The sequence below is a fragment of the Canicola haemoglobinophilus genome, assembly GCF_002015075.1.
Taxonomy (GTDB): domain Bacteria; phylum Pseudomonadota; class Gammaproteobacteria; order Enterobacterales; family Pasteurellaceae; genus Canicola; species Canicola haemoglobinophilus.
The window spans coordinates 5,620-29,538 of record NZ_MUXZ01000007.1; the positions used below are offsets into that span (position 1 = coordinate 5,620).

A 23,919-nucleotide genomic window follows, 5' to 3' on the forward strand; every position below is an offset into this window, starting at 1 on the left:
TTTGTTTGTTTGTTTGTTTAGTGCGAGATATGATCCTATTAATAATTCAGGAAAACGCATAAAAGAAACATAATATAAATTATGTAAGCCAATTATACTATAAGTAGATTGTGGAATAAATGAAGTTAAAATAAATAAAAATATTAAAATTAAAATCAATGGTTTAAATATAGTATTTGTTTTAAATTTTTTATAAGCAATGACTAATAAAAGAGGAAAAAATAAATAATATTGTTCTTCAACTGCTAATGACCAAATATGTAAAATAGGATTCTCATTAGCAGCTAAATCAAAATAGCCTTGACGATGAGATAAATAAAGATTAGATAAAAATAATGTTGCTGATTTAATCGTTTTTCGTAACTCTTCGTATTCATGATGAACAAAAAATAATGAAGCAATAATAGAAACAATTGCTAACATTAAAATAAAGACGGGATAAATTCTTTTAATTCGGCGATTATAAAAATTTTTATAGGAAAAAGTATTATTTTGAATTTCTTGACTAATAATTGAAGTAATTAAATATCCAGAAATAACAAAAAAAATATCAACACCTAAAAAGCCACCTGGTAACCAGTTTGAATTAAGATGAAATAACATGACGGATAAAACCGCAATCGCACGTAATCCATCAATTTCTGGGCGATAGTAAAATTTCGACATAAGACACTATTCGAATAAGCTACAAAAGCGGAAATTCTACAATAATTTCTTTTAAAGTCTAGTAAAAACTCACAGGATTAAAAGCAAATTCTTGCCCACAGACGAATTAAGAGCGGTGAATTTTTAAAAGTTTTATAAAGATTAGAAATAAATCAATTTATGTGCATTTTTAACAAGACAAAACATCTCAATTCCATTAAGATACACTCGTTTTTTTAATTTAATCTTTCATCAATAGAGGAAAAAAAAATGGCAAAAATTGTTAAAGTGATTGGTCGCGAAATCATTGACTCACGTGGTAACCCAACAGTTGAAGCTGAAGTTCATTTAGAAGGTGGCTTCGTTGGTTTAGCAGCAGCTCCATCAGGTGCATCAACAGGTTCTCGTGAAGCATTAGAATTACGTGATGGCGACAAAGCACGTTTCTTAGGTAAAGGTGTATTAAAAGCTGTTTCTGCAGTAAACAACGAAATTGCTCAAGCAATCGTAGGTAAAGATGCATCTAACCAAGCTGAAATCGACCAAATCATGATCGACTTAGATGGTACAGATAACAAATCTAAATTCGGTGCGAACGCAATCTTAGCGGTATCTTTAGCGAATGCAAAAGCAGCAGCAGCCTCTAAAGGTATGCCTCTTTATGCTTGGATTGCAGAATTAAACGGTACTCCAGGTCAATATTCTATGCCATTACCAATGATGAACATCATCAACGGTGGTGAGCACGCAGACAACAACGTTGATATTCAAGAATTTATGATTCAACCAGTGGGTGCAAAAACTTTACGTGAAGCATTACGTATCGGTGCTGAAGTGTTCCACAACCTTGCAAAAGTATTAAAAGGCAAAGGTTTAAGCACAGCAGTGGGTGATGAAGGTGGTTTTGCACCTAATCTTGAATCAAACGCAGCAGCACTTGCTTGTATCAAAGAAGCAGTTGAGAAAGCAGGTTATGTATTAGGTAAAGACGTAACTTTAGCAATGGACTGTGCATCATCTGAGTTTTACAACAAAGAAAACGGTATGTACGAAATGAAAGGTGAAGGTAAATCATTCACTTCTCAAGAGTTCACTCACTACTTAGAAGGTTTATGCAAAGAGTACCCAATCGTATCTATCGAAGATGGTCAAGATGAATCAGACTGGGAAGGTTTCGCATACCAAACTAAAGTATTAGGCGACAAAGTTCAATTAGTGGGCGACGATTTATTCGTAACTAATACTAAGATCTTAAAAGAAGGTATCGAAAAAGGTATCGCAAACTCTATCTTAATCAAGTTCAACCAAATCGGTTCATTAACTGAAACTTTAGCAGCTATCAAAATGGCTAAAGATGCTGGTTACACAGCAGTTATTTCACACCGTTCTGGTGAAACTGAAGATGCAACTATCGCTGACTTAGCAGTTGGTACAGCAGCAGGTCAAATCAAAACAGGTTCTATGAGCCGTTCTGACCGTATTGCGAAATACAACCAATTAATCCGTATCGAAGAAGCATTAGGTGATAAAGCACCATTCTTAGGTTTAAAAGCGGTTAAAGGTCAAGCATAATTTATTTTTTGCTTAAATTAAGAAACGCCACAGAGAAGTCTGTGGCGTTTTTGTAAATTTTGCAGAAGAAAAAAGAGAATAAATAAGATGTTATATTCAGTTTTAGATGATCAATTTCTCATTGGCGAGGCTTTTCGTTCGGGGGCTCATTCTACTCAACATGAACATCTCGTCGTCATTTTTGAAGACGATGGTGAAACAGGCTATTTTTATGCAATGGACCTACATCAAAAAGTGCAGCCTGTAGTTGATAGCTTGTTTGTTTATGCAGTAAAAGATATTGATGAAAAATCATTAAATGAGCCACGCAAATTACAAATTGCTTGGTCAGAAGATGGTTATAAAGCCTTCCTCTTGATTAATGGCTATCCTCATGCAGTTTTTGATTTCCAACAATTTATTGGTTACAACCACACGAAATTCCCAGAACCAGAGTTTGGTAGCATGTGGGTACATAAAGAAACAACCCAAGAACTTGTGGATAAATGGCTCGTAAGCTAAACAAAATAAGTAAAAACAGACCGCACTTTTTTGGCATTTAGGCTATAATGCCAGCCGCAAATTGATTTAATTGAAAAGGAATAAATAATGCAAAATCCAAAAGATGATGTTCTTTATGTTCCTGTTGAATGGCAGGATTTCAGCGCAGGTTATACAGATATTTTGTATCATAAATCCACAGATGGCATTGCAAAGATTACCATTAATCGTCCAGAAGTTCGCAATGCTTTCCGTCCACAAACAGTAAAAGAAATGATCCAAGCTTTTTCCGATGCTCGTTTTGATGAAAAAATTGGTGTGATCGTATTAACTGGTCAAGGGGAAAAAGCCTTCTGTTCAGGTGGTGACCAAAAAGTGCGTGGTGACTACGGCGGTTACAAAGATGAAAGTGGCGTACATCATTTGAATGTCTTGGATTTCCAACGTGATATTCGTAGTTGTCCAAAACCAGTGGTTGCTATGGTGGCAGGCTATGCGATTGGTGGTGGTCATGTGTTACATATGTTATGTGACCTCACTATTGCTGCAGAAAATGCCATCTTTGGCCAAACTGGTCCAAAAGTGGGATCCTTTGATGGTGGCTGGGGAGCAAGTTATATGGCTCGCATCGTTGGTCAGAAAAAAGCCCGTGAAATTTGGTTCTTATGCCGTCAATATGATGCTAAAGAAGCCTTAGACATGGGCTTAGTGAACACGGTTGTACCTTATGCGGACTTAGAAAAAGAAACTGTGCGTTGGTGTCGTGAAATGTTACGCAACAGCCCGATTGCATTGCGTTGCTTAAAAGCCGCATTAAACGCAGACTGTGACGGTCAAGCTGGTTTACAAGAGCTTGCAGGTAACGCAACCATGTTGTTCTATATGACAGAAGAAGGACAAGAAGGTCGCAACGCATTCAATGAAAAACGTGCACCTGATTTCAGTAAATTCAAGCGTAACCCTTAATTAAAAATAGATAAAGTGCGGTGAAAAATTTCTGAGTTTTTGACCGCACTTTTTCCTATTACAAGAGAAAAATTATGTTAAGAAAATGCTTATTTGTATCCGCTTGGTTTACTGGCATTAGGCATTTTAGCTATATCCATTTTTACTTTCCTTATTTTTGATGATAAAGATCGCTGCTTGGATTATGGCGGTCGTTATAATGACAAAACACAGCAATGTGAACAAAAGTGAGCAACAATGACAAATCGAACTTTTCATTTATATCAATATGCTATCCCTGTGGATAGCCAACTTATTTTGCGTAACCGTTTCTTGAAAAAACGTGAAGGCTTGTTAGTGCAAATAAAATGTGGCGAGCATGAAGGCTGGGGAGAAATTGCACCTTTACCTGAATTTAGCCAAGAAACCCTAGAGCAAGCAAAAGAGCAAACTATTCAATGGCTAAAAGATTGGGATAAGGCAAGAGCGGAAAATCGCAAGCTTTCATTGCAAGGCTTATATCCTTCCGTGGCTTTTGGTTTAAGTTGTGCTTTGGCAGAAATGAAAGGTGAATTAGAGCAAGAGGGAAATTATCAAGTAGCTCCTCTATGCTATGGCGATCCTGATGAGCTTTATGATTTATTAAATCAAATGCAAGGGGAAAAGGTTGCTAAAATTAAGGTTGGTATGTATGAGGCAAATCGTGATGGGATGATTGCAGATATGCTGTTAGAGGCCATTCCCGATCTTTATTTACGCCTTGATGCTAATCGTAGCTGGACTTTAGCAAAAGCGCAGATGTTTGCTAAATATGTAAAACCTGAACATCGTAAGCGTATTCAGTTCTTGGAAGAGCCTTGTAAAACGCAAGAAGATAGTCGTCAATTTGCACAGGATACAGGTATAGCACTCGCTTGGGATGAAAGCCTTCGGGAGCCAAGATTTCAGCTAGAAAAAGAACCGCACTTAGCAGCAATCGTAATTAAACCCACATTGATTGGATCATTACAAGACTGTATTCAACTCATAGAAAAAGCGCATCAATTAGGCCTAAAAGCAGTGATTAGCTCATCGATTGAAAGTAGTTTAGGCTTAACCCAATTAGCACGCATTGCCCAACAATACACCCCAAATGTCACGCCGGGTTTAGATACATTAAGTTTAATGGATTACCAAGTTTTGCGCGCTTGGCAAGGTTCTGACTTACCTTTATTGGATTTAAGTTCGGAATTTATTGAAGAAATTGAAATTCATTAAAAAAGGCCGCCATTTGGCGACCTTATTTTTTTCAGTTCGGGGAGATTAACCCATACCGTATTTTTTTAATTTTTTGCGTAAAGTGCCACGGTTAATGCCTAGCATTGTTGCTGCACGAGTTTGGTTACCACGTGTATATTGCATGATCATATCTAACATAGGGTGTTCAACTTCCGCTAAAACTAATTCATAAAGATCGTTCACATCTTGACCGTCTAATTGTGATAAATAGTTTCTTAATGCTTGTTTAACTGAATCACGAAGTGGTTTATTTGTTACTTGAGATTGTGAATTTAAAACTGAAACCGTTAATGCTTCAGCCGGATTACGTTGTTGTTCTAACATTTTTCTTTATCCAATAAAATCAAATTAAAAAAATCTTCTAGTGCAATTAACTGTGCCTTGGCATTAGTAATTGCATTAAAAGTCTGTCTAAAATCGGAATTAGGTTGAATTCCCTCTAAATACCAAGATACGTGCTTACGAGCTATGCGATATCCTTTTTCTTCACCATAAAATAGGTGCAGATCACGAATATGTTGCAAAATCACACCGCACTTTTCATCTAGACTTGGCTCTGGTGTAATAGATCCTGTTTGAATTAAACTCACCATTGACTGAAATAGCCAAGGTTTGCCTAAAGCCCCACGCCCGATCATTACCCCATCAGCTCCCGTATAATCGAGAACTTCTTGCGCTTGTTGTGCTGTTGTTATATCACCATTGGCAATAACAGGAATTGCAATTTGTTGTTTAACTTTCTTAATGCTGTTATATTCAGCATTTCCGTTAAATAAACATTCACGTGTGCGTCCATGTATGCTTAACGCCTGTATTCCTGCTTGTTCAGCAATTTTTGCAATTTCAATACAGTTACGATGTTCTTGATTCCAGCCTGTTCTAATTTTTAATGTCACAGGTACATTAACGGCATTGACCACTGAATGTAGAATTTTCTCAACTAAATCTGGGTATTGTAAAAGTGCAGATCCTGCTAATTTACGATTTACTTTTTTAGCTGGGCAGCCCATATTTATATCAATAATTTGTGCGCCATATTCTACATTTACTTGTGCAGCCTGAGCCATTTCGACTGGATCGGAGCCTGCAATTTGCACAGTGTTAATTCCTGCATCTTGATGATGAGCAAGACGCAATTTTGATTTTTCTGTATGCCAAACTTGCGGATTAGTGGACATCATTTCTGAGCAAGTTAAACCTGCACCATAATGAGAACAAAGCCTTCTAAAAGGTTGATCTGTTATGCCTGCCATTGGGGCGAGAAGTACATTACTTGTTAGTTTATAAGAACCAATTTGCACTTCCATTTCTCCAATTTGTTACCGCTCATTGCCATATCAGATTTATTACTTTCGCCGGTCAGGGCGACAAGGTGCGCTATAATACGCACTTTTAATTCATTTGCAAAGAATATTTTTTATACAAATTGCATTTTTTTGACATTGTTTAGGTTTTATTCTATTTGTGCTTATTTTTACGCTGAAATCAGCGGAATTTACTTGACAAATTATTTTAATTTCCCCGTAATTCGGCACCATTCTTTGCGCTCTTGCACAGGATCTAAGGCAAAACTTTGAGCATAAGCATCACAAACCGATTGTGCTTGCGTTTCTAAAATGCCTGATAAGCCTAAATCGCCATTTGGTTTAACTAATTGGCTGATAATTGGGTAAAGCTCTTTGAGTGGGCCTGCTAAAATATTGGCAACAACGACATCTGCTTTGAGATCCGCTGGTTTGTCTTCAGATAAAAAGAGCTGTAAACGATCTGCTACGCCATTTTGCTCTGCATTATTACGGCTGGCGAGAATTGCTTGTGGATCTATATCAATTCCCACCGCACTTTTTGCGCCTAATTTGAGGGCGGCGATAGCTAAAATGCCCGAACCACAACCAAAATCAATCACGGTTTTTCCAGTGAGATCAAGGCTGTCTAGCCATTCTAAACAAAGTGCGGTGGTTGGATGCGTTCCTGTACCAAAAGCTAAACCCGGATCAAGCATAACGTTTACTGCATTTTCATCTGGTATTTCACGCCAACTTGGGCAAATCCATAAACGTTTGCCGAATTGCATTGGGTGGAAATTATCCATCCATTCTCTTTCCCAGTCTTTATCTTCAATTTGTTCAATCTTATAAGCCGTATTTTCATCAAGATGATTTTCTTGTTGTAAGAGGCGAACAATTTGCTGCATATCTGTTTCAGCATCAAATAATGCCATTACATCAGTATTTCCCCATAATCTTGTTTCGCCCGGAAGTGGCTCGAAAATAGGCGTGTCTTGACTATCCATAAAAGTCACAGACACAGCACCGATGCTTTCTAAATAATCACTGATTTTTTCCGCTTTTTGATTTGTACTGTTTAAACGAATTTGTACCCAAGCCATTTATTTTTCCTCGTTTTTAATCATTTTATTTCCTACTTGATTTCCCAGTAAGAAGGCGACTAGACCAAGTAATAAAGCAGGAACAATTGCATGGAAGTTAAATAATTTAATACCAAGTGCGGTCAATAATACATAACTTATTAAACCGACTAACATTGAGCTTATTGCTCCATAAGCATTCGCTTTTTTCCAATATAAGCCGAATAGCATTACCCATAAAAATGTGGTTTCTAAGCCACCTAAGGCAAATAGATTTAGCCAGATCAACATATCTGGCGGATTTAAAGTTGCAATAGTGACTAGTAAAGTTAAGGCTAAAGTTGCAAGAATTGATAAACGTTTGACTTTGGCTTCATTATGGATTTGTTCAGGATAGAAACGTAAATATAAGTCCTTGATTAAAGTAGAGGACATTTGAATTAAGGTTGAATCAATTGATGACATTATTGCAGCCATTGGCGCAGCCAGAAAAATACCAGCAACTACAGGTGGAAATACTTGTATCATCAATGTTGGAATAATTTTGTCACTGACATCTAATGTTGGCACGACCGCACGTCCTAATGCACCAGCGAGATGCATTCCTAGCATTAATGCCGCAATGACAATTGTTCCAATGACAATACCATTATGTAGTGCTTTGCTATTTTTATAGGACATCGCACGCACAACGGTGTGAGGTAAACCAAGTAAACCAAAGCAGACTAATACCCAAAAGGATGCCATAAAAGTAAAGTCAAGAGGTCTAGCATCAATACCATAAGGGGTAATTAAATTTGGATCAATTTTTGCCAAGTTATCAATAATTTGGCTAACGCCACCGCCAGCATAAATAACACCACCAAGTAATAAAAAGGTTCCTATAACCATGATTAATCCTTGAATAGTATCGGTCAGTACCACAGCTCTGAAACCACCTATAAATGTGTAGATACCGACTGTCGCAGCAAAAATTAGGATAGAAACACGATAGTCAATATGTAATGTGGTTTCTAATAATCTCCCCACTCCGATAAATTGTACCGCCATCATGATAAAAAATGAAAATAGCAATGAAAGGCTGGCTAACAAGACGATATAAGGATTTTTATAGCGAGCAAATAAAATGTCATTAACTGTTAAGCTTTGATTTTTTCGGGCTCGTATCGCTAATTTTTTACCAAGTACACCTAGAGTAAATAGAACTACAGGGACTTGGATCATGGCAAGTAATACCCAGCCTAAACCGAACTTATAAGCAGCACCAGGACCACCTATAAAGGAGCTAGCGCCAACATAAGTTGCTGCTGTGGTCATGGCTAAAACAAAGCCTGACATGGAGCGGTTGCCAACATAGTATTCACTTAAAAAATTACCTTGGCTTCTTTTACTGTAAGAATAATAGGCGATACCAAATACAAAAATTAAATAGAAAATTAAGGGTGAAACAATATTAAAGTTCATTCGTTATCCCCTAAAGGTAAATCTTTAAAAAAGAATTTGATGCATAAATAGACAATGAGGGTAAAAATTAAAGGGAAGTATATACAAGATAGCTCAAACCAAAGAGGAAACCCAATTGGGCCTCTTGCATCATCAGGTAAATAGGCGCAAATGCACCAACCGACAAGATATAAAATTGTTAATAACAATGCATAGCGAGCTTCCTTAGCTGCTTGTTTATAATGTACTTTCATTTTTTATCCCTAAAAAAGTGGATATGATTATCCACTTTGCTTTTATTGCTATAGTTAAATGAGAGTGATGTTAGTCTCTCATGCCCAATTTTTTCTCAAGGTAGTGAATATTGGTTCCACCTTTTTGGAAATTTTCATCGGAAAGAATTGAATTATGTAAAGGTATATTGGTTTTTATACCATTGATAATGGTTTCTGATAGCGCATTTTGCATACGGCGAATAGCCACTTCACGAGTATCACCATAAGTAATTAATTTGGCAATCATTGAGTCATAATGTGGCGGAACAGTATATCCACCATAAACATGAGAATCCCAGCGGATACCAAAGCCACCAGGGGAATGTAAGTGTGTTACTTTTCCTGGCGAAGGTAAAAATGTATTAGGATCCTCCGCATTGATACGACATTCAATGGCATGGCCTTTAACTTTGATATCTTCTTGCTTAATGGAAAGTGGAAGACCTGCTGCGATACGAAGTTGTTCTTTAACGAGATCAACGCCTGTAATCATTTCTGTCACTGGGTGTTCTACCTGAATACGAGTATTCATTTCGATGAAGTAAAACTCACCATTTTCATATAAGAACTCAAATGTACCTGCACCTCGATAACCAATTTCAACACAAGCGTTAGCACAACGTGTACCAATATCACGTCTTGTTTCTTCTGAAATGCCTGGTGCTGGTGCTTCTTCCACCACTTTTTGATGACGGCGTTGCATAGAGCAATCACGTTCTGCTAAGTAAATTGCATTACCATGGGTATCAGCTAAAACTTGGATTTCAATATGGCGTGGATTTTCAAGATATTTTTCCATATACACCATGTCGTTATTGAACGCTGCTTTTGCTTCCGCTTTTGTCATCGCTATGGATTCTTCTAATGCTTTTTCATCACGAACAACACGCATACCACGACCGCCACCGCCGCCTGAAGCCTTAATAATAATTGGATAACCAATGCGTTTGGCAATTTCTTTGTTTTTATTAATATCCGAACTTAAAGGACCATCCGAACCCGGAACACAAGGAACACCCGCTTTTTTCATGGCATTAATAGCAGAAACCTTATCACCCATTAAACGAATAACATCCGCAGTTGGACCAATAAAAGTAAAACCAGAACGCTCAACTTGCTCCGCAAAATCAGCATTTTCAGATAAGAAACCATAACCCGGGTGAATTGCATCTGCGCCTGTCACCTCTGCTGCAGCAATAATAGCTGGAATATTCAAATAGCTTTTAGCCGAAGGTGCAGGACCAATACAGACAGTTTCATCTGCTAATAACACATGTTTTAATTCACGATCAGCTGTTGAATGAACTGCAACAGTTTTTATACCAAGCTCTTTACAAGCACGCAAAATACGCAATGCAATTTCACCACGATTGGCAATAACAACTTTTTCTAACATAAGAATTTATCTCTTGGAATAATATTGTAGGGCGATAAACGCCCTACAAAAAGAATGGATCAATTATTCGATTACAATTAGAGGCTCGTCAAATTCAACAGGTTCACCATCATTAATTAAGATAGCTTTGATAACACCTGCTTTATCAGCTTCAATTTTATTCATCATTTTCATTGCTTCAACAATGCAAAGTGTATCGCCAACTTTTACAGTTTGTCCCACTTCAACGAAAGCACTTGCTTCTGGGCTTGGACTACGATAGAAAGTACCAACCATCGGTGAACGAACAACATGGCCAGATAAATCTTCATTTGCCTGTGGAGCAACCGCACTTTGAGGTGCTGGTACTGGAGCTGGCGCAACAGGTGCCACTGCTGGCGCTGCTGGAATGTTATATTGAACTGGAGCTGCAACTGGCGTTCCACGATTAATGCGGATTGTTTCTTCTCCTTCAGAGATTTCAAGCTCCATAATGCCTGATTCTTCAACTAATTCGATAAGTTTTTTAATTTTACGAACGTCCATAATGATTTCCTAAAATGATTAAAATTAATTTACTGTTCATTAATAAACCGCTATCACAAACCGCAAGTTAGACAAAATTGAGGATAAAAAGTGCGGTCAATTTCAAACAAATTATTCGGCCGAGAGATTACCTGAAAAAATGCTTTTTGGCGATAAAATTCTGTTAATTTCGCTGAAATTTATACAAATTATGCCTTTTTCGCTAAATACTGCAAAGCATATTGTAAAGCAAATTCATAACCTTGAGTCCCCAATCCACAGATAACCCCTTCAGCAATATCACTAAAATAAGAATGGTGTCGGAAAGTCTCACGTTTATGAATATTGGATAGATGAATTTCTACAAATGGAATGGATACAGAGAGCAAAGCATCACGCAATGCCACGCTGGTATGGGTATAAGCAGCAGGGTTGATAATAATAAAATCAATTAACTGAAAACTTTGATGAATTTTGTCGATTAATTTTTCTTCGCTATTCGCTTGGAAACAAGTTAGCTCTACTTGATGCTCTTGAGCTAATTTTTGCATTTGTTGTTCAATATCACCTAAAGAGAGGTTGCCATAATGTGCTGGCTCACGTTTTCCCAACATGTTTAAATTTGGGCCATTTAACAACAAGATTTTTGCATTTTTATACATAATACTTACCTTTTTGTCACAGTTCGCACATTATAGCGCTTTTTTATTTAAACGCATTGATTATTCTGGTCAAACCAATAAATCGTCGTAAAATAACACCGTACTTTTCTTTATCTAGAAAATAAAGCCTTGTCTATTTTTTGCTTTTGGAAAATCCTTTGTTTCAAGTAAAATATTTTTCGTCGCTTTCGAACAGATGACAAACAACTATTGTGTGATAGGGAAGGCTTATGAATATGCAACCAAATCAAAATCCTGAGCAACAAGCTCGAGATTTAATAGATAAACAACTTATAGAGGCTGGCTGGGTCATTCAAAATCTGAAAAATTACAATCCAGCTGCAGGCTTAGGGATTGCTGTTCGAGAATATCCAACAGAAAGTGGGTCGGTTGATTATTTATTATTTGTTGATAGAACTCCCGTTGCTGTCATTGAAGCAAAAGAAGAGAGTTTTGGGCATAAGCTCAATATTGTGGAAGAGCAAAGTTCACGCTATGCTACAAGTAAACTCAAATATATATCCAAGGCAGATATTGCTTTTCTTTATGAAAGCACGGGTGTCATTACTCACTTTACCAATAGAAATGACCCTACACCTCGTGCCCGTGAGGTTTTTAGTTTTCATCGTCCTGAAACGCTGCAACGTTGGGCAAATGAAGGTAAGCAAACCCTGCGAAACAAATTAAAAAACATACCGCACTTAAACCCTAATAATCTGCCTGCACAAGCCTTAGGACTGCGTGACTGTCAACTTATTGCCATTGAAAATATGCAGCAATCTCTTGCTCAAGATAGACCTAGAGCACTTATTCAAATGGCGACAGGTGCAGGGAAAACCTATACTGCAATTAGTATTATGTATCGCTTGCTAAAATACACCGGGAAACGTCGTATCCTGTTTCTTGTGGATACGGTGAATTTAGGAGAGCAAGCGGAACAAGAAATGAGAAACTTTAGTCCCTCTGATGATAATCGCAAATTTACCGAATTACACCCTTCACAGATTATCAAATCTTCCGATGTGCCACATGGCATAGAAGTGCATATTTGTACAATCCAGCGCATGTATTCTTTGCTCAAAGGTGAGGAACAAGAGATCCCAGAAAATGAGATTGAGCTTGAAGCATGGGAAAAACAATTACAAGCGCCACTGCCTGTCACCTATCAAACCAAGTTGCCGCCAGAATATTTTGATTTTATCTTTATCGATGAATGTCACCGCTCTATTTATAACCTATGGCGCCAAGTGCTAGATTATTTTGATGCTTATCTTATCGGCTTAACAGCGACGCCAGATGACCGCACTTTTAGCTTCTTTAATCAAAATATTGTCAGTGAATATACCCATGAACAAGCGGTTGCTGACGGCGTAAACGTGGGCAATGAAGTTTTCATTATTGATACTAAAATTAGTCAAAAGGGCGGTACATTTAAAGCAGAAGAACTGATTGAACATCGTGAGCGAACAACAAGGCGCAAACGCTGGCAACAGCAAGATCAAGATGAGGTTTACAGTGCAAAACAATTGGATCGAGACATTGTCAATCCAAGCCAAATTCGTACTATTATTCGCACCTTTAAAGCGCAATTACCGAGAATTTTTCCATTGCGCAATGAAGTGCCAAAAACCTTAATTTTCGCTAAAAATGACAGCCATGCAGACGACATCATTCGCATTGTGCGAGAGGAGTTTGGGCAAGGTAATGAATTTTGCAAAAAAATTACTTATCGTGCTGCAGAAGATACCCTTGATGAGCATGGTGCAATTCAAGAAAAAGGCGAGCCCCCTAAAACTGTGTTAGCCAATTTCCGTAACAGTTATTATCCACGCATTGCTGTTACAGTGGATATGATTGCAACGGGAACTGACATTCGTCCATTGGAATGTCTTATTTTTATGCGTGATGTGAAAAGCCGTAATTATTTTGAACAAATGAAAGGGCGTGGCACTCGCACATTAGACAAAGACAGTTTACAAGCCGTAAGCCCAAGCGCTAAAACGGCGAAAACCCATTATGTGATTGTCGATGCCATTGGCGTGACAAAATCCCTCAAAACTGCAAGCACACAACTTGATACCAAAAGAGCGGTCAGTTTTAAAGATTTAGGAAGAGCGGTGGTATTTGGCGCTTATGATACAGATAGTATCAGCTCTTTAGCCGCAAGACTGGCTCGCCTAAATAAGCAACTTAGCGAAGAGGAACAGGCACAAATAGCACAAATCACGCAAGGCACGCCTTTAATTGATATTGTTCGTTCACTGTTTGATGCCATTAATGCAGATAAAGTCCATGAATTAGCTTGTGAATTGGAAAATATTGACATCAATTCTGAGCCAAGCGAAGAGAGTTTGGATCTTGCGCAAAGACAACGAGTTTCGCAGGCGACAAAATCTATATCAATGGAGCTTATTACGGCTTTAGAAGAAATTCGTAAGCAAAATGAACAGAAAATTGACGCTACCATTGATGAACTTGTTCATGCGGGTTGGGCAGAGGAACAAATTGATGAAATGGAAAGTGCGGTAAAAAATTTTTCCGAATATTTGCATGCCAACAAAGACAAAATAACCGCATTGCAGATTTTTTATAACCAACCTTATCGCCGTCAAATCCTTACATTAAATATGGTGAAAGCCTTATTGAACGAGATTAAACGAGCCAAGCCTAATCTCGCTTTTAGCCATATTTGGCAAGCCTATGCAACTTTGGATAAGGTAAATCACAAACCAGAGCAAGAACTTGTCGCTTTGGTGAGTTTAATTCGTCGAGTAGTTGGGATTGATGATAAAATCACGCCTTTTGAAAAAACTGTGCGTAAGAATTTTCAACGATGGATTTTTGAACATAACGCAAGAGCGGAAAAACCTTTTACAGAAATGCAAATGCAATGGTTACAAATGATCCGAGATCATATTATGCAATCTTTCTCTATTCAGGCGGATGACTTTGAGCTTACGCCATTTAATCAATACGGCGGATTGGGACGGGCTTATGATGTCCTTTGCGCCAACGGCGAAGATTTTGAAGCGTTATTGGAAGAAATCAATTTAGCGCTTATTGCATAAAATTAAGGAAAATCGCACCGCACTTTAAACAAAGTAGGGTGCGCTTTAGCGCACCAAAACAATCTATCGCTCGTGTCTCACGAGTGACCAAAGAAAAAGCACCCGTGAGGACACGGGCGCTATCTAAGTATTTGTCGGGTGCACTCGTGAGGACGGAGCTCTATCGGAGTATTTGTAGGGACGCCACGCTGGCGTCCGTTTCAAATATCAGTAGAATTAGCACCAAAACAATTATTTACGGATAACTTATGATGCAAATGGATAATCAGGAATTACCAAAGGGTTGGGAAATAAAAAAATTAGGCGCAGTTGCAATTAGCGAGAAAGGTAAAAAGCCGAAGAAACAATCCGACACAAAAAATGATATTTTTACTATACCGTATATTGATATAGAAGCATTTGAAAAAGGGATAATCAAAAGTTATACGGACGGAGAAAAATGTGTTTTTTGTGATGAAAATGATTTTTTAATGGTGTGGGACGGTGCTCGTTCAGGTCTAGTTGGTAAAGGCGTAAAAGGAGCTGTTGGAAGCACTTTAGTTCGTATTTCACTACCAAATATGGATAATCATTTTGCCTATTATTTTTTACAATCAAAATATGCTGAACTTAATACAAGAGCAAAAGGTTCAGGAACGCCACATGTTAATCCTGATTTATTGTGGAATTATGATTTACCAATCCCCCCACTCCCCCAACAAACCGCCATTGTCAACAAAATAGAAAGCCTATTTAGTGAAATTGACGCTGGGATTGAGAGTTTAAAAGTGGCACAAAATAAACTCGCCCAATATCGCCAATCGCTACTCAAAAATGCTTTTAATGGCGAATTGACAAAGCAGTGGCGTGAAGAAAATGCCGACAAATTGCCTTCAGCGGAAGAATTATTGCAACAAATTCAACAGGCTAGAGAAACTCATTATCAGGCTAAGGTCGATGAATGGAAAAGTGCGGTGCAAATTTGGGAAGAAAATAGCAAAGAGGGGAAAAAGCCGAGTAAGCCTGTGAGGTTGAAGGATTTTACTTTTGTTAAGACAAGACTACTTCCTGCTGAATATTACCCTCAGGTTTATTTAATGGATATTTCGGACATTTCAGGGGGACTAACTAAAAACTCCAAGCGCAATACATTTGAAGAGAACGTGCCTTATTTGAGAGTTGCTAATGTATATGCCAATGAGTTGAATTTGGATGATATTAAAACAATTGGAATATTAGAGAGTGAGAAACGTAGGACTCTCTTACAAAAAAATGACTTATTGATTGTTGAGGGGAATGGAAGCATAGATCAAATTGGTAGAGTAGCTATTTGGAATGATGAAATCTCACCTTGTTATCACCAAAATCATCTGATAAAAGCAAGATGTTATGCGAACATAAATCCTTATTTTGTTTTGTATTTTCTTATGTCTCCTGTTGGAAGAAAAATAATTGTTGATGTAGCAAGTTCAACGACAGGATTACATACATTAAGTTTAAGCAAAGTTGGGAATTTGATAATCCCTATTTGCTCACTCGAAGAACAAAACCAAATCGTCACAATTTTAGAAAAACAACTGACGCAAGCAGATCACTTTGCGCAAGAAATCAGTAAACAACTTAAATTAGCGGAGTTACTTAAACAATCTATATTAAAAGCCGCATTTTCGGGAAAATTGCTACAAGGTAACCATGAATAATGCCCAAAAGTGCGGTGTTAAAAAAGCTCAAATTTATCAATGAATTTCAACAAGGATTATAAAATGACAACAACCCAATCTTCTTCCGCTATCGTCCAAAAGGTCTGGAGCTTTTGCAATATGTTGCGTGATGATGGCGTAAGTTATGGCGATTATTTGGAACAAATTACCTATCTTATTTTCTTAAAAATGGCGTATGAATATAGCCAACCACCTTATAAGCGCAATGTGGGTATTCCCGAACATTACCAATGGAGCAGTTTAACTTCTCGTACAGGCGTTGATTTAGAAAGCCATTATCTCGCTTTGCTGCGTGATTTAAGTAAGCATAAAGGCTTGCTCGGACAGATTTTTTCCAAATCACAAAACAAAATTCAAGATCCTGCGAAGCTCGCTCGTTTGATTAATATGATTGATGAAACAAAATGGAGCCGTTTGGGAACTGATGTTAAAGGGGATATTTACGAAGGGATTTTGGAGAAAAATGCGGAAGATACAAAATCAGGTGCAGGGCAATATTTTACACCAAGAGCATTAATTGATGCGATTGTCGCTTGTGTTCAACCGCAACCAGATACCACGATTGCCGATCCAGCGGCTGGGACAGGGGGATTTTTACTTTCCGCCTATAATTATTTGGAAAAACATACCGCACTTAATGTTGAGCAAAAAGCCAAACTGAAAAATCAAACTTTTTTTGGTAACGAAATTGTCGCCAATACACGTCGTCTTTGTTTGATGAACCTTTTTTTACATGGCATCGGCGAAATGGACGGAGAAAGCCCGATTAGTAGCGATGATTCCTTAATTGCCCCTAGCCAACGCAAAGCCGATTTGGTGTTAGCCAATCCTCCTTTTGGCAAAAAAAGTAGCATGACCATTACCAATGCTGATGGCGAAGCGGAAAAAGAAGATTTTGTTTATAACCGTCAAGATTTTTGGGCAACAACCTCAAATAAACAAGTGAATTTTTTGCAGCATATTTATACGATGCTGAAAAATAATGGTCGAGCCGCTGTGGTGGTGCCTGATAATGTGCTATTCGAGGGTGGCGCTGGAGAAATTGTGCGCAAGAAATTATTGGAAGTTACAGATTTGCATACGATTTTACGCCTGCCAACAGGGATTTTCTATGCCAATGGTGTAAAAGCGAATGTGTTATTTTTTGATAATAAGCCTGCACAGCCAGAGGCGATTACGAAAGAAATCTGGTTTTATGACTACCGCACAAATGTACATCATACGCTTAAGAAAAAGCCGATGACGTTGGCGGATTTACAAGATTTTATTGCTTGCTATCACCCTGAAAATCGTTTTGCCAGAACGGAAACTTACCATGTGGAGCAAAATCCCGATGGACGTTGGCGTAGATTTAGCATTGATGAAATTAATCAGCGTGATAAAACTAGTTTAGATATTTTTTGGTTAAAAGATAACTCACTTACAGATTTAGATAATTTGCCTGAGCCTGCGCTTTTAGCCAGTGAGATCCTTGAAAATATTGAGGCTGGATTAGAAAGTTTTAGAGCAGTATTGTCTGAGTTGGAATAAAGCCAACTTTTGTTTTAGGAAATATTTCTATAAATGGTTTTGTTTGGTGTAATGGACAAATGTAGGATTTTGTTCATTACATTCACTTGTTAGTGCGGTAAATTTTAGGCGTAAAAAAAAGCCGCTTACTGCGACTATATTTTGATTTTTTATCTTTTAAATGGTGCCCGAGGCCAGACTTGAACTGGCACGCCTCGAAAGGCGAGGGATTTTAAATCCCTTGTGTCTACCGATTTCACCACTCGGGCAAGAATACTTGCTTTACTGACTAACGGCTACATTATGGAGGCGTGTCCCGGAGTCGAACCGAGCTACATGGATTTGCAATCCAGTGCATAACCGCTTTGCTAACACGCCGTAGCGTAAATTGGAGCGGGAAACGAGGCTCGAACTCGCGACCCCAACCTTGGCAAGGTTGTGCTCTACCAACTGAGCTATTCCCGCTTTCGCTGCAACACATTCGCTGTCAGTGGTGCGCATTTTACTGAGTTATGAAAAACTGTCAACGGTTCTTTTGAAAAAAATATATTGATTGATGAAAAAAAACTCAGAAAAGCCTTTTAAGAATAAAAATAATACAAAAGTTGTTTATCTATAACACATTGTTATATTGTATTTTCTTTATCTATTTTAAGAATGTAGAAAATATTCTTTAATCACTAGACACTTTATGCAACAATGCAATCCTTTCATATTCATATCGCACAACAATAAAACAATTTATTCCTAGCAAAAGTGCGGTACTTTTTTCGTTAAATTTATTAGGTGAACTTATGACACAACAATATGCTTTAGATACGTTACTTGCTCAGGCTGGTAACCGAACAGATGAAAGAACTGGCGCTGTTTCTACGCCAATTTTTCTTTCTACCGCTTATGGTCATCATGGTATTGGCGAAAGTACTGGATTTGACTATACAAGAACTAAAAATCCAACTAGAACAGTATTAGAGGAAACGATTGCAAAATTAGAAGGTGGTGATCGTGGATTTGCTTGTTCTTCTGGAATGGCAGCGATCCAATTATTGATGTCCTTATTTGCTTCGCCTGATGAATGGCTTGTATCCAGTGATGTCTATGGCGGAACCTATCGTTTATTAGATTTTGCTTATAAAAATACCCATGGCGTTAAACCTGTTTATGTTAATACTGCGTCAAGCGAAGAAATAGAGAAAGCCATTACAGAGAATACCAAAGCAATTTTTGTTGAAACGCCTTCTAATCCGCTAATGGAAGAATGTGATGTCGCTGCAATAGCAAAAATTGCTAAAAAACATAACTTATTATTGATTGTTGATAATACATTTTTAACGCCTGTTTTATTCAGACCAATGGAACATGGTGCTGACGTTGTTATTCATAGCGGTACAAAATATATAGCAGGTCATAATGATACCTTGGTGGGATTAATTGTTGCTAAAGGTCAAGAGTTATGTGATCGCTTGTTCTATATTCAAAATGGCGCAGGGCCAGTGTTATCGCCCTTTGATTCTTGGTTGACCATTCGTGGTATGAAGACTCTTGCATTACGTATGGATCGCCACCAGAAAAACGCTCAAGAATTGGCGAAATTTTTAAGTGAACAACCACAAGTAAAAGATGTGCTATATCCAAATAAAGGGGGTATGTTGTCCTTCCGTCTGCAAGATGAAAATTGGGTTAATCCATTCTTGAAAGCGATAAAATTAATCACTTTTGCCGAGAGTTTAGGGGGAACAGAAAGTTTTATTACTTATCCAGCTACACAAACTCACATGGATATTCCAGAGGCAGAGCGTATTGTGCGTGGGGTATGTAATCGTTTATTGCGTTTCTCCGTTGGATTGGAAAATGTAGAAGATATTAAAGCTGATTTATTACAAGCATTTTCACAATTAAAATAACTAATTTTTAGGAAAGCAAAAATGGAGGATATTTAATGAAAGTAGCAGTTTATAGTACAAAAAATTATGATCGTAAGTATTTTGAGCTAGTAAATGTCAAATACGGTTTTGATCTAGAATTTTTTGATTTTATGTTGAATGTCAACACTGCAAAAATGGCTGAGCATTGTGATGTGGTATGCATTTTTGTCAATGATGATGGTAGTCGAAAAGTCCTAGAAAAACTTGCGTCATTTGGTGTCAAAATGGTTGCACTTCGTTGTGCTGGTTTTAACAATGTTGATTTGAAGGCAGCGAAAGAGCTAGGTATTCAAGTTGTGAGGGTGCCGGCATATTCTCCAGAAGCAGTGGCAGAACATACTGTTGGCTTAATGATGGCCTTAAACCGCCGAATTCATCGAGCTTACCAGCGTACAAGAGAAGCAAATTTCTCTCTTGAAGGGTTAATTGGCTTTAATATGTATGGGCGCACTGTTGGGGTTATTGGCACGGGAAAAATTGGTCTTGCGACAATCCGAATTTTAAAAGGCTTCGGCATGAATATTCTTGCTTATGATCCTTTTAAAAATCCCATTGCGGAAGAGCTTGGTGCTAAATATGTGGAACTGGATGAACTTTATGCTAAATCTCATGTTATTACCTTACATTGTCCTGCGACACCTGAAAATTATCATTTATTAAATCGAGAGTCTTTTGCCAAAATGCGTGATGGTGTGATGATAATTAATACTAGCCGTGGCACATTAATTGATACCCAAGCTGCAATTGACGCATTAAAACAACGTAAAATTGGTGCCTTAGGTATGGACGTATATGAAAATGAAAGAGAGTTGTTCTTTGAGGATAAGTCCAACGAGGTTATCCAAGATGATGTTTTCCGTCGTTTGTCTTCTTGTCATAATGTTTTATTAACTGGGCATCAAGCATTTTTAACGGAAGAAGCATTGATGAGTATTTCTGATGTAACACTAAATAATATTTATCATTTAAAGATGAATAAAGTGAGTGAAAATCAGGTTCTACCATCTTAGTTTCAGCTAATTAAAGCAATTAGTCGTTTTTATTGTGACTTATGTTATGATTTGACACTTGAAATGACAAAATTTACCCTCATATTGCAAAATTGGAAACAAATACCAACAGAGAAAAAGGAAAATAAAAATGAGTGAAGTATTACATACAACAGACGCAACTTTTGATGCAGATGTATTAAAATCAGATGTTCCAGTATTATTAGATTTCTGGGCACCTTGGTGTGGACCTTGCCGTATGGTTGGACCGATTTTAGATGAACTTGCTGCTGAATTAGGCGATAAAGTAAAAATCGTTAAAATTAATATTGATGAAAACCAAATGACACCAGCTCAATTTGGTGTGCGTAGTATCCCAACATTAATGTTCTTTAAAGAAGGTAAAGCAGTTGCAACTCAAGTTGGTGCATTACCAAAAAATCAATTAGCTAATTTCATTAATCAAAATAGCTAATTTGCAATTATAACGAATGCATAAATAGCTTAAATTCTGAGAAAGGATTTAAGCTATTTTTTTGGCTATATTAAAAGTTTAACGTAAAAAATCAGCCTCTATTTAGAGGCTGATTAAATTTTAAATTAAGAATTATTTTTTCTTCGCATATTTCAGTGAGTCAATCGCAACAGCCAGAACAATAATGCTACCTTTGATGATATATTGCCAGTAAGGGTTTACGCCAATGTAGGTTAAGCCATAGTTAATAACGGTGAAGATAAGTACCCCTGTTACTACGCCAATAACCGTTCCTACACCACCTGCGAAGGAAACTCCGCCCACCACACAAGCAGCAATCGCGTCCATTTCGTACATAAAGCCAAGGTTGTTGGTTGCAGAACCGATACGTCCAGCCTCTAACATTCCACCGAATGCGTAGAAGATACCTGCAATCATATAGATAACCACAAGGTTACGAGCTACGTTTACCCCAGAGACTTTTGCAGCTTCAGGGTTACCACCGATAGCAAAGATGTTTTTACCAAAGCGAGTTTTATTCCACATTACCCAAACTAAAATAGAGGCTAGGGTAGCGTAAATGGTGATATAAGAGAGTTTAAAACCACCAATACGGAAGAAGCCTTGGGCAAATTCAGAGAAACTTTCATTAAAACCTGCGATTGGAGATGAACCTACTGCATCATAGTAGAGCGAGTTGATACCATAGACAATAATCATCGTTCCCATCGTAGCAATAAATGGTGTTACATTGAGATAGGCGATAACTAACCCGTTTATCAAGCCGATTACAGCACCGATAGCACATACAGTTAAGATTACCACAGGAATCGGAATTTCACCCAAATCAGGGAAAACGCGGTTCATATTGTCCATCGCTTGTAGCATGGTTGCTGCAACAACGGCGGCTAAACCGACTTGGCGTCCTGCGGATAGGTCAGTACCCTGGGTAACAAGCAATCCCGCAACGCCTAGAGCAATAATTAAACGAACTGAAGATTGCGTGAGAATGTTACTGAAGTTGCGTAAACTCAAGAAACTAGGATCTTGAACAATAATCACAACTAAAAGAATTAACAAAACAAAATAAATGGCATTTTGTTTAAGAAAATCTAACGATTTTGTTTGAGTTAAGCTAGACATAGTGACTTCCTTCTTTGCTTATAAATATTTCGCCGCAAGCTGTAGAATTTCTTCTTGGGAGGTTTTGGCGGTTTCTACAATGCCTGCAACTTTTCCATTGCTCATAACTAAAATACGGTCTGTAACACCCAATAACTCAGGCATTTCCGATGAGATCATAATAATCCCTTTATCTTTTTGTGCCAGTTGCATAATGAGCTGATAGATTTCGTATTTTGCCCCAATATCAATACCTCGAGTTGGTTCATCAAGCATTAAAATTTCAGGTTGAGTGAGTAGCCAACGCCCTATAACCACTTTTTGTTGGTTACCGCCTGAAAGTGAGCCGATATGGGTACGATGAGATGGCGTTTTAACATTCATCGAATCAATTACCCATTGCGTATCACTTTTCATTTTCTTATTACTGAGTAAACCAAAGGAGCTGATATAGGATTTCATGTTAGAAATTAAAGAGTTAAATTCTATGCTTAGATTTGCATATATCCCTGTTGAGCGGCGTTCTTCTGTAACAAGCGCAAAGCCATTATTAATCGCCTCAAGTGCGGTGCGATTTTTTATTTCTTTGTTATGTAATTTGACCGTTCCACTTTTACGTTCACGAACACCAAAAATTGTTTCGACAATATCTGTGCGTTTTGCACCCACTAGCCCAGCAATACCAAGGATTTCACCTTTACGTAATTCAAAAGAAACATCTTGAATTGAAGGCTGATTTAATGCAGTGAGATTTTCTACCTCAAGAATAACTTCTTTTGGTTCATTAGTTTTAGGCGGGAAACGTTGGGTTAGTTCTCGTCCCACCATCATGGCAACTATTTCATCCATGGTCGTTTTTTTAACTTCAACGGTATTAATCCATTTTCCGTCACGCAAAATAGTGATTTCATCACAAATTTTGAAAATTTCATCCATTTTGTGTGAAATATAAACAATTCCACAACCACGTTCTTTTAGTTTTGCAATAATTTTGAATAAATGCTCAACTTCTTTTTCTGATAATGATGAGGTTGGCTCATCCATAATCACAATTTTAGCGTTGTAAGAAAATGCTTTTGCAATTTCAATCATTTGCATTTGTGATACAGATAAATTAGCCACTTTTTCTTTTGGATCAATATCAATATCTAATTCATCAAAAATAGCTTTTGTATCTCGATACATTTTGCCGTGATCAACAAAAATGCCTTTTAGTGGATAACGTCCTAACCATAAGTTGTCCATTACATTACGCTGGCGCACCAAATTCAATTCTTGGTGTACCATGGATATCCCATTTTCTAATGCCTCTTTTGAGGTTTTGAAATTAATCGGCTTGTCTAAAAAAAGAATGTCGCCTTCGTCTTTAGCATAAATACCAAATAAGCATTTCAACAACGTTGATTTACCAGCACCATTTTCCCCCATTAACGCATGAACTGAGTGAGATCGAATGGTTAAATTCGCTTTATCAAGTGCTTTTACGCCGGGAAAGGATTTGCTGACATTTGTCATCGTAAGCAGTATTTCGCCACTTTGATTTAGAGTTTGTACTGTCATATC

Annotated in this window: 22 protein-coding genes and 3 tRNA genes; 11 read left to right on the forward strand and 14 right to left on the reverse strand. The window is 37.6% G+C overall.

The features are described from left to right. A partial coding sequence (locus B0186_RS11960) for an acyltransferase family protein (protein ID WP_235817163.1) occupies nt 1–666 on the reverse strand: 666 nt, incomplete at its 3' end. A 249-nt stretch (nt 667–915) separates the two neighbouring features. Between B0186_RS11960 and eno the strand changes: the two genes are divergently transcribed. The 5 genes from eno to menC all read left to right on the forward strand — a co-directional run bounded on the left by eno (nt 916) and on the right by menC (nt 4,899). Continuing rightward, the gene (gene eno, locus B0186_RS02500; protein WP_078217825.1) at nt 916–2,217 is read left to right on the forward strand and encodes a phosphopyruvate hydratase; all 1,302 of its coding nucleotides are present in this window, start codon (nt 916–918) and stop codon (nt 2,215–2,217) included. An 87-nt stretch (nt 2,218–2,304) separates the two neighbouring features. After that, nucleotides 2,305–2,718 carry a DUF2251 domain-containing protein gene (locus B0186_RS02505; RefSeq protein ID WP_078217826.1) on the forward strand — a complete coding sequence of 138 codons (414 nt, stop codon included), beginning with the start codon at nt 2,305–2,307 and terminating at the stop codon, nt 2,716–2,718. Between the two features lie 87 nt (nt 2,719–2,805). Continuing rightward, nucleotides 2,806–3,663: a 1,4-dihydroxy-2-naphthoyl-CoA synthase gene (menB, locus tag B0186_RS02510; protein WP_078217827.1), complete on the forward strand. Its 858-nt coding sequence runs from the start codon at nt 2,806–2,808 to the stop codon at nt 3,661–3,663. A gap of 93 nt (nt 3,664–3,756) precedes the next feature. Further along, nucleotides 3,757–3,894 (forward strand): hypothetical protein, encoded by a 138-nt coding sequence (locus B0186_RS11605; RefSeq protein WP_158077947.1) that lies wholly within the window; start codon nt 3,757–3,759, stop codon nt 3,892–3,894. A gap of 6 nt (nt 3,895–3,900) precedes the next feature. Next, nucleotides 3,901–4,899 (forward strand): o-succinylbenzoate synthase, encoded by a 999-nt coding sequence (gene menC / locus B0186_RS02515; RefSeq protein ID WP_078217828.1) that lies wholly within the window; start codon nt 3,901–3,903, stop codon nt 4,897–4,899. Between the two features lie 45 nt (nt 4,900–4,944). Here the strand turns inward: menC and fis are convergent, their stop codons facing one another. The 8 genes from fis to aroQ form a co-directional block, all read right to left on the reverse strand. Further along, entirely contained in the window at nt 4,945–5,244 is a 300-nt protein-coding gene (gene fis, locus B0186_RS02520; RefSeq protein ID WP_078217829.1) for a DNA-binding transcriptional regulator Fis, read from the reverse strand. Beyond that, nucleotides 5,238–6,221, reverse strand: coding sequence for a tRNA dihydrouridine synthase DusB (dusB, locus tag B0186_RS02525; RefSeq protein WP_078217883.1), 984 nt, complete (start codon nt 6,219–6,221; stop codon nt 5,238–5,240). Before dusB ends, fis begins: the two co-directional genes overlap by 7 nt. 206 nt (nt 6,222–6,427) lie before the next feature. Further along, complete coding sequence (gene prmA, locus B0186_RS02530; protein ID WP_078217830.1) at nt 6,428–7,309, reverse strand: 50S ribosomal protein L11 methyltransferase; 882 nt, start codon at nt 7,307–7,309, stop codon at nt 6,428–6,430. Further along, nucleotides 7,310–8,752 carry a sodium/pantothenate symporter gene (panF, locus tag B0186_RS02535; RefSeq protein ID WP_078217831.1) on the reverse strand — a complete coding sequence of 481 codons (1,443 nt, stop codon included), beginning with the start codon at nt 8,750–8,752 and terminating at the stop codon, nt 7,310–7,312. Beyond that, complete coding sequence (locus B0186_RS02540; RefSeq protein ID WP_078217832.1) at nt 8,749–8,985, reverse strand: YhdT family protein; 237 nt, start codon at nt 8,983–8,985, stop codon at nt 8,749–8,751. Before B0186_RS02540 ends, panF begins: the two co-directional genes overlap by 4 nt. 70 nt (nt 8,986–9,055) lie before the next feature. After that, nucleotides 9,056–10,402: an acetyl-CoA carboxylase biotin carboxylase subunit gene (accC, locus tag B0186_RS02545; RefSeq protein ID WP_078217833.1), complete on the reverse strand. Its 1,347-nt coding sequence runs from the start codon at nt 10,400–10,402 to the stop codon at nt 9,056–9,058. Nucleotides 10,403–10,465: 63 nt separating this feature from the next. Further along, a complete protein-coding gene (gene accB / locus B0186_RS02550) occupies nt 10,466–10,927 on the reverse strand; it encodes an acetyl-CoA carboxylase biotin carboxyl carrier protein (RefSeq protein WP_078217834.1) in 462 nt (153 codons plus the stop codon). 188 nt (nt 10,928–11,115) lie between these two features. Beyond that, a complete protein-coding gene (gene aroQ, locus B0186_RS02555) occupies nt 11,116–11,568 on the reverse strand; it encodes a type II 3-dehydroquinate dehydratase (protein ID WP_078217835.1) in 453 nt (150 codons plus the stop codon). A gap of 230 nt (nt 11,569–11,798) precedes the next feature. Between aroQ and B0186_RS02560 the strand changes: the two genes are divergently transcribed. The 3 genes from B0186_RS02560 (at nt 11,799) to B0186_RS02570 (ending at nt 17,866) form a co-directional block, all read left to right on the forward strand. Next, complete coding sequence (locus tag B0186_RS02560; protein ID WP_078217836.1) at nt 11,799–14,636, forward strand: type I restriction endonuclease subunit R; 2,838 nt, start codon at nt 11,799–11,801, stop codon at nt 14,634–14,636. A gap of 248 nt (nt 14,637–14,884) precedes the next feature. Then, nucleotides 14,885–16,315: a restriction endonuclease subunit S gene (locus B0186_RS02565; protein ID WP_078217837.1), complete on the forward strand. Its 1,431-nt coding sequence runs from the start codon at nt 14,885–14,887 to the stop codon at nt 16,313–16,315. Between the two features lie 63 nt (nt 16,316–16,378). Beyond that, nucleotides 16,379–17,866, forward strand: a complete 1,488-nt coding sequence (locus B0186_RS02570) for a class I SAM-dependent DNA methyltransferase (RefSeq protein WP_078217838.1) — start codon at nt 16,379–16,381, stop codon at nt 17,864–17,866. 161 nt (nt 17,867–18,027) lie between these two features. On the opposite strand, the gene B0186_RS02575 is transcribed toward B0186_RS02570, so the two are convergent. The 3 genes from B0186_RS02575 to B0186_RS02585 form a co-directional block, all read right to left on the reverse strand. Next, a tRNA-Leu gene (locus B0186_RS02575) sits at nt 18,028–18,114 on the reverse strand. A 35-nt stretch (nt 18,115–18,149) separates the two neighbouring features. Further along, nucleotides 18,150–18,223, reverse strand: a tRNA-Cys gene (locus tag B0186_RS02580). An 11-nt stretch (nt 18,224–18,234) separates the two neighbouring features. Further along, nucleotides 18,235–18,310, reverse strand: a tRNA-Gly gene (locus B0186_RS02585). Nucleotides 18,311–18,639: 329 nt separating this feature from the next. Here B0186_RS02585 and B0186_RS02590 point away from each other — a divergent pair. The 3 genes from B0186_RS02590 (at nt 18,640) to trxA (ending at nt 21,234) form a co-directional block, all read left to right on the forward strand. Continuing rightward, on the forward strand, nt 18,640–19,749 hold the full coding sequence (locus B0186_RS02590) for a methionine biosynthesis PLP-dependent protein (protein WP_078217839.1): 1,110 nt from the start codon (nt 18,640–18,642) through the stop codon (nt 19,747–19,749). A 35-nt stretch (nt 19,750–19,784) separates the two neighbouring features. Further along, nucleotides 19,785–20,780 carry a 2-hydroxyacid dehydrogenase gene (locus B0186_RS02595; protein WP_078217840.1) on the forward strand — a complete coding sequence of 332 codons (996 nt, stop codon included), beginning with the start codon at nt 19,785–19,787 and terminating at the stop codon, nt 20,778–20,780. Between the two features lie 130 nt (nt 20,781–20,910). Beyond that, nucleotides 20,911–21,234, forward strand: a complete 324-nt coding sequence (gene trxA, locus B0186_RS02600; protein WP_078217841.1) for a thioredoxin — start codon at nt 20,911–20,913, stop codon at nt 21,232–21,234. Nucleotides 21,235–21,366: 132 nt separating this feature from the next. On the opposite strand, the gene mglC is transcribed toward trxA, so the two are convergent. Next, nucleotides 21,367–22,377, reverse strand: a complete 1,011-nt coding sequence (mglC, locus tag B0186_RS02605; protein ID WP_078217842.1) for a galactose/methyl galactoside ABC transporter permease MglC — start codon at nt 22,375–22,377, stop codon at nt 21,367–21,369. Between the two features lie 18 nt (nt 22,378–22,395). Beyond that, nucleotides 22,396–23,916: a galactose/methyl galactoside ABC transporter ATP-binding protein MglA gene (gene mglA, locus B0186_RS02610; RefSeq protein WP_078217843.1), complete on the reverse strand. Its 1,521-nt coding sequence runs from the start codon at nt 23,914–23,916 to the stop codon at nt 22,396–22,398. Between the last annotated feature and the right edge of the window lie 3 nt (nt 23,917–23,919).

Excerpts from the sequence above, each read along its gene's own strand:
- B0186_RS02540 (WP_078217832.1), bottom strand. The coding sequence starts at position 8,985 with ATGAAAGTACATTATAAACAAGCAGCTAAGGAAGCTCGCTATGCATTG.
- B0186_RS02570 (WP_078217838.1), top strand. The coding sequence starts at position 16,379 with ATGACAACAACCCAATCTTCTTCCGCTATCGTCCAAAAGGTCTGGAGC.
- accB (WP_078217834.1), bottom strand. The coding sequence starts at position 10,927 with ATGGACGTTCGTAAAATTAAAAAACTTATCGAATTAGTTGAAGAATCA.
- B0186_RS02590 (WP_078217839.1), top strand. The coding sequence starts at position 18,640 with ATGACACAACAATATGCTTTAGATACGTTACTTGCTCAGGCTGGTAAC.
- fis (WP_078217829.1), bottom strand. The coding sequence starts at position 5,244 with ATGTTAGAACAACAACGTAATCCGGCTGAAGCATTAACGGTTTCAGTT.
- B0186_RS02505 (WP_078217826.1), top strand. The coding sequence starts at position 2,305 with ATGTTATATTCAGTTTTAGATGATCAATTTCTCATTGGCGAGGCTTTT.
- B0186_RS02565 (WP_078217837.1), top strand. The coding sequence starts at position 14,885 with ATGATGCAAATGGATAATCAGGAATTACCAAAGGGTTGGGAAATAAAA.
- accC (WP_078217833.1), bottom strand. The coding sequence starts at position 10,402 with ATGTTAGAAAAAGTTGTTATTGCCAATCGTGGTGAAATTGCATTGCGT.
- eno (WP_078217825.1), top strand. The coding sequence starts at position 916 with ATGGCAAAAATTGTTAAAGTGATTGGTCGCGAAATCATTGACTCACGT.
- prmA (WP_078217830.1), bottom strand. The coding sequence starts at position 7,309 with ATGGCTTGGGTACAAATTCGTTTAAACAGTACAAATCAAAAAGCGGAA.
- B0186_RS02560 (WP_078217836.1), top strand. The coding sequence starts at position 11,799 with ATGAATATGCAACCAAATCAAAATCCTGAGCAACAAGCTCGAGATTTA.
- menB (WP_078217827.1), top strand. The coding sequence starts at position 2,806 with ATGCAAAATCCAAAAGATGATGTTCTTTATGTTCCTGTTGAATGGCAG.
- menC (WP_078217828.1), top strand. The coding sequence starts at position 3,901 with ATGACAAATCGAACTTTTCATTTATATCAATATGCTATCCCTGTGGAT.
- mglA (WP_078217843.1), bottom strand. The coding sequence starts at position 23,916 with ATGACAGTACAAACTCTAAATCAAAGTGGCGAAATACTGCTTACGATG.
- aroQ (WP_078217835.1), bottom strand. The coding sequence starts at position 11,568 with ATGTATAAAAATGCAAAAATCTTGTTGTTAAATGGCCCAAATTTAAAC.
- panF (WP_078217831.1), bottom strand. The coding sequence starts at position 8,752 with ATGAACTTTAATATTGTTTCACCCTTAATTTTCTATTTAATTTTTGTA.
- trxA (WP_078217841.1), top strand. The coding sequence starts at position 20,911 with ATGAGTGAAGTATTACATACAACAGACGCAACTTTTGATGCAGATGTA.
- B0186_RS02595 (WP_078217840.1), top strand. The coding sequence starts at position 19,785 with ATGAAAGTAGCAGTTTATAGTACAAAAAATTATGATCGTAAGTATTTT.
- mglC (WP_078217842.1), bottom strand. The coding sequence starts at position 22,377 with ATGTCTAGCTTAACTCAAACAAAATCGTTAGATTTTCTTAAACAAAAT.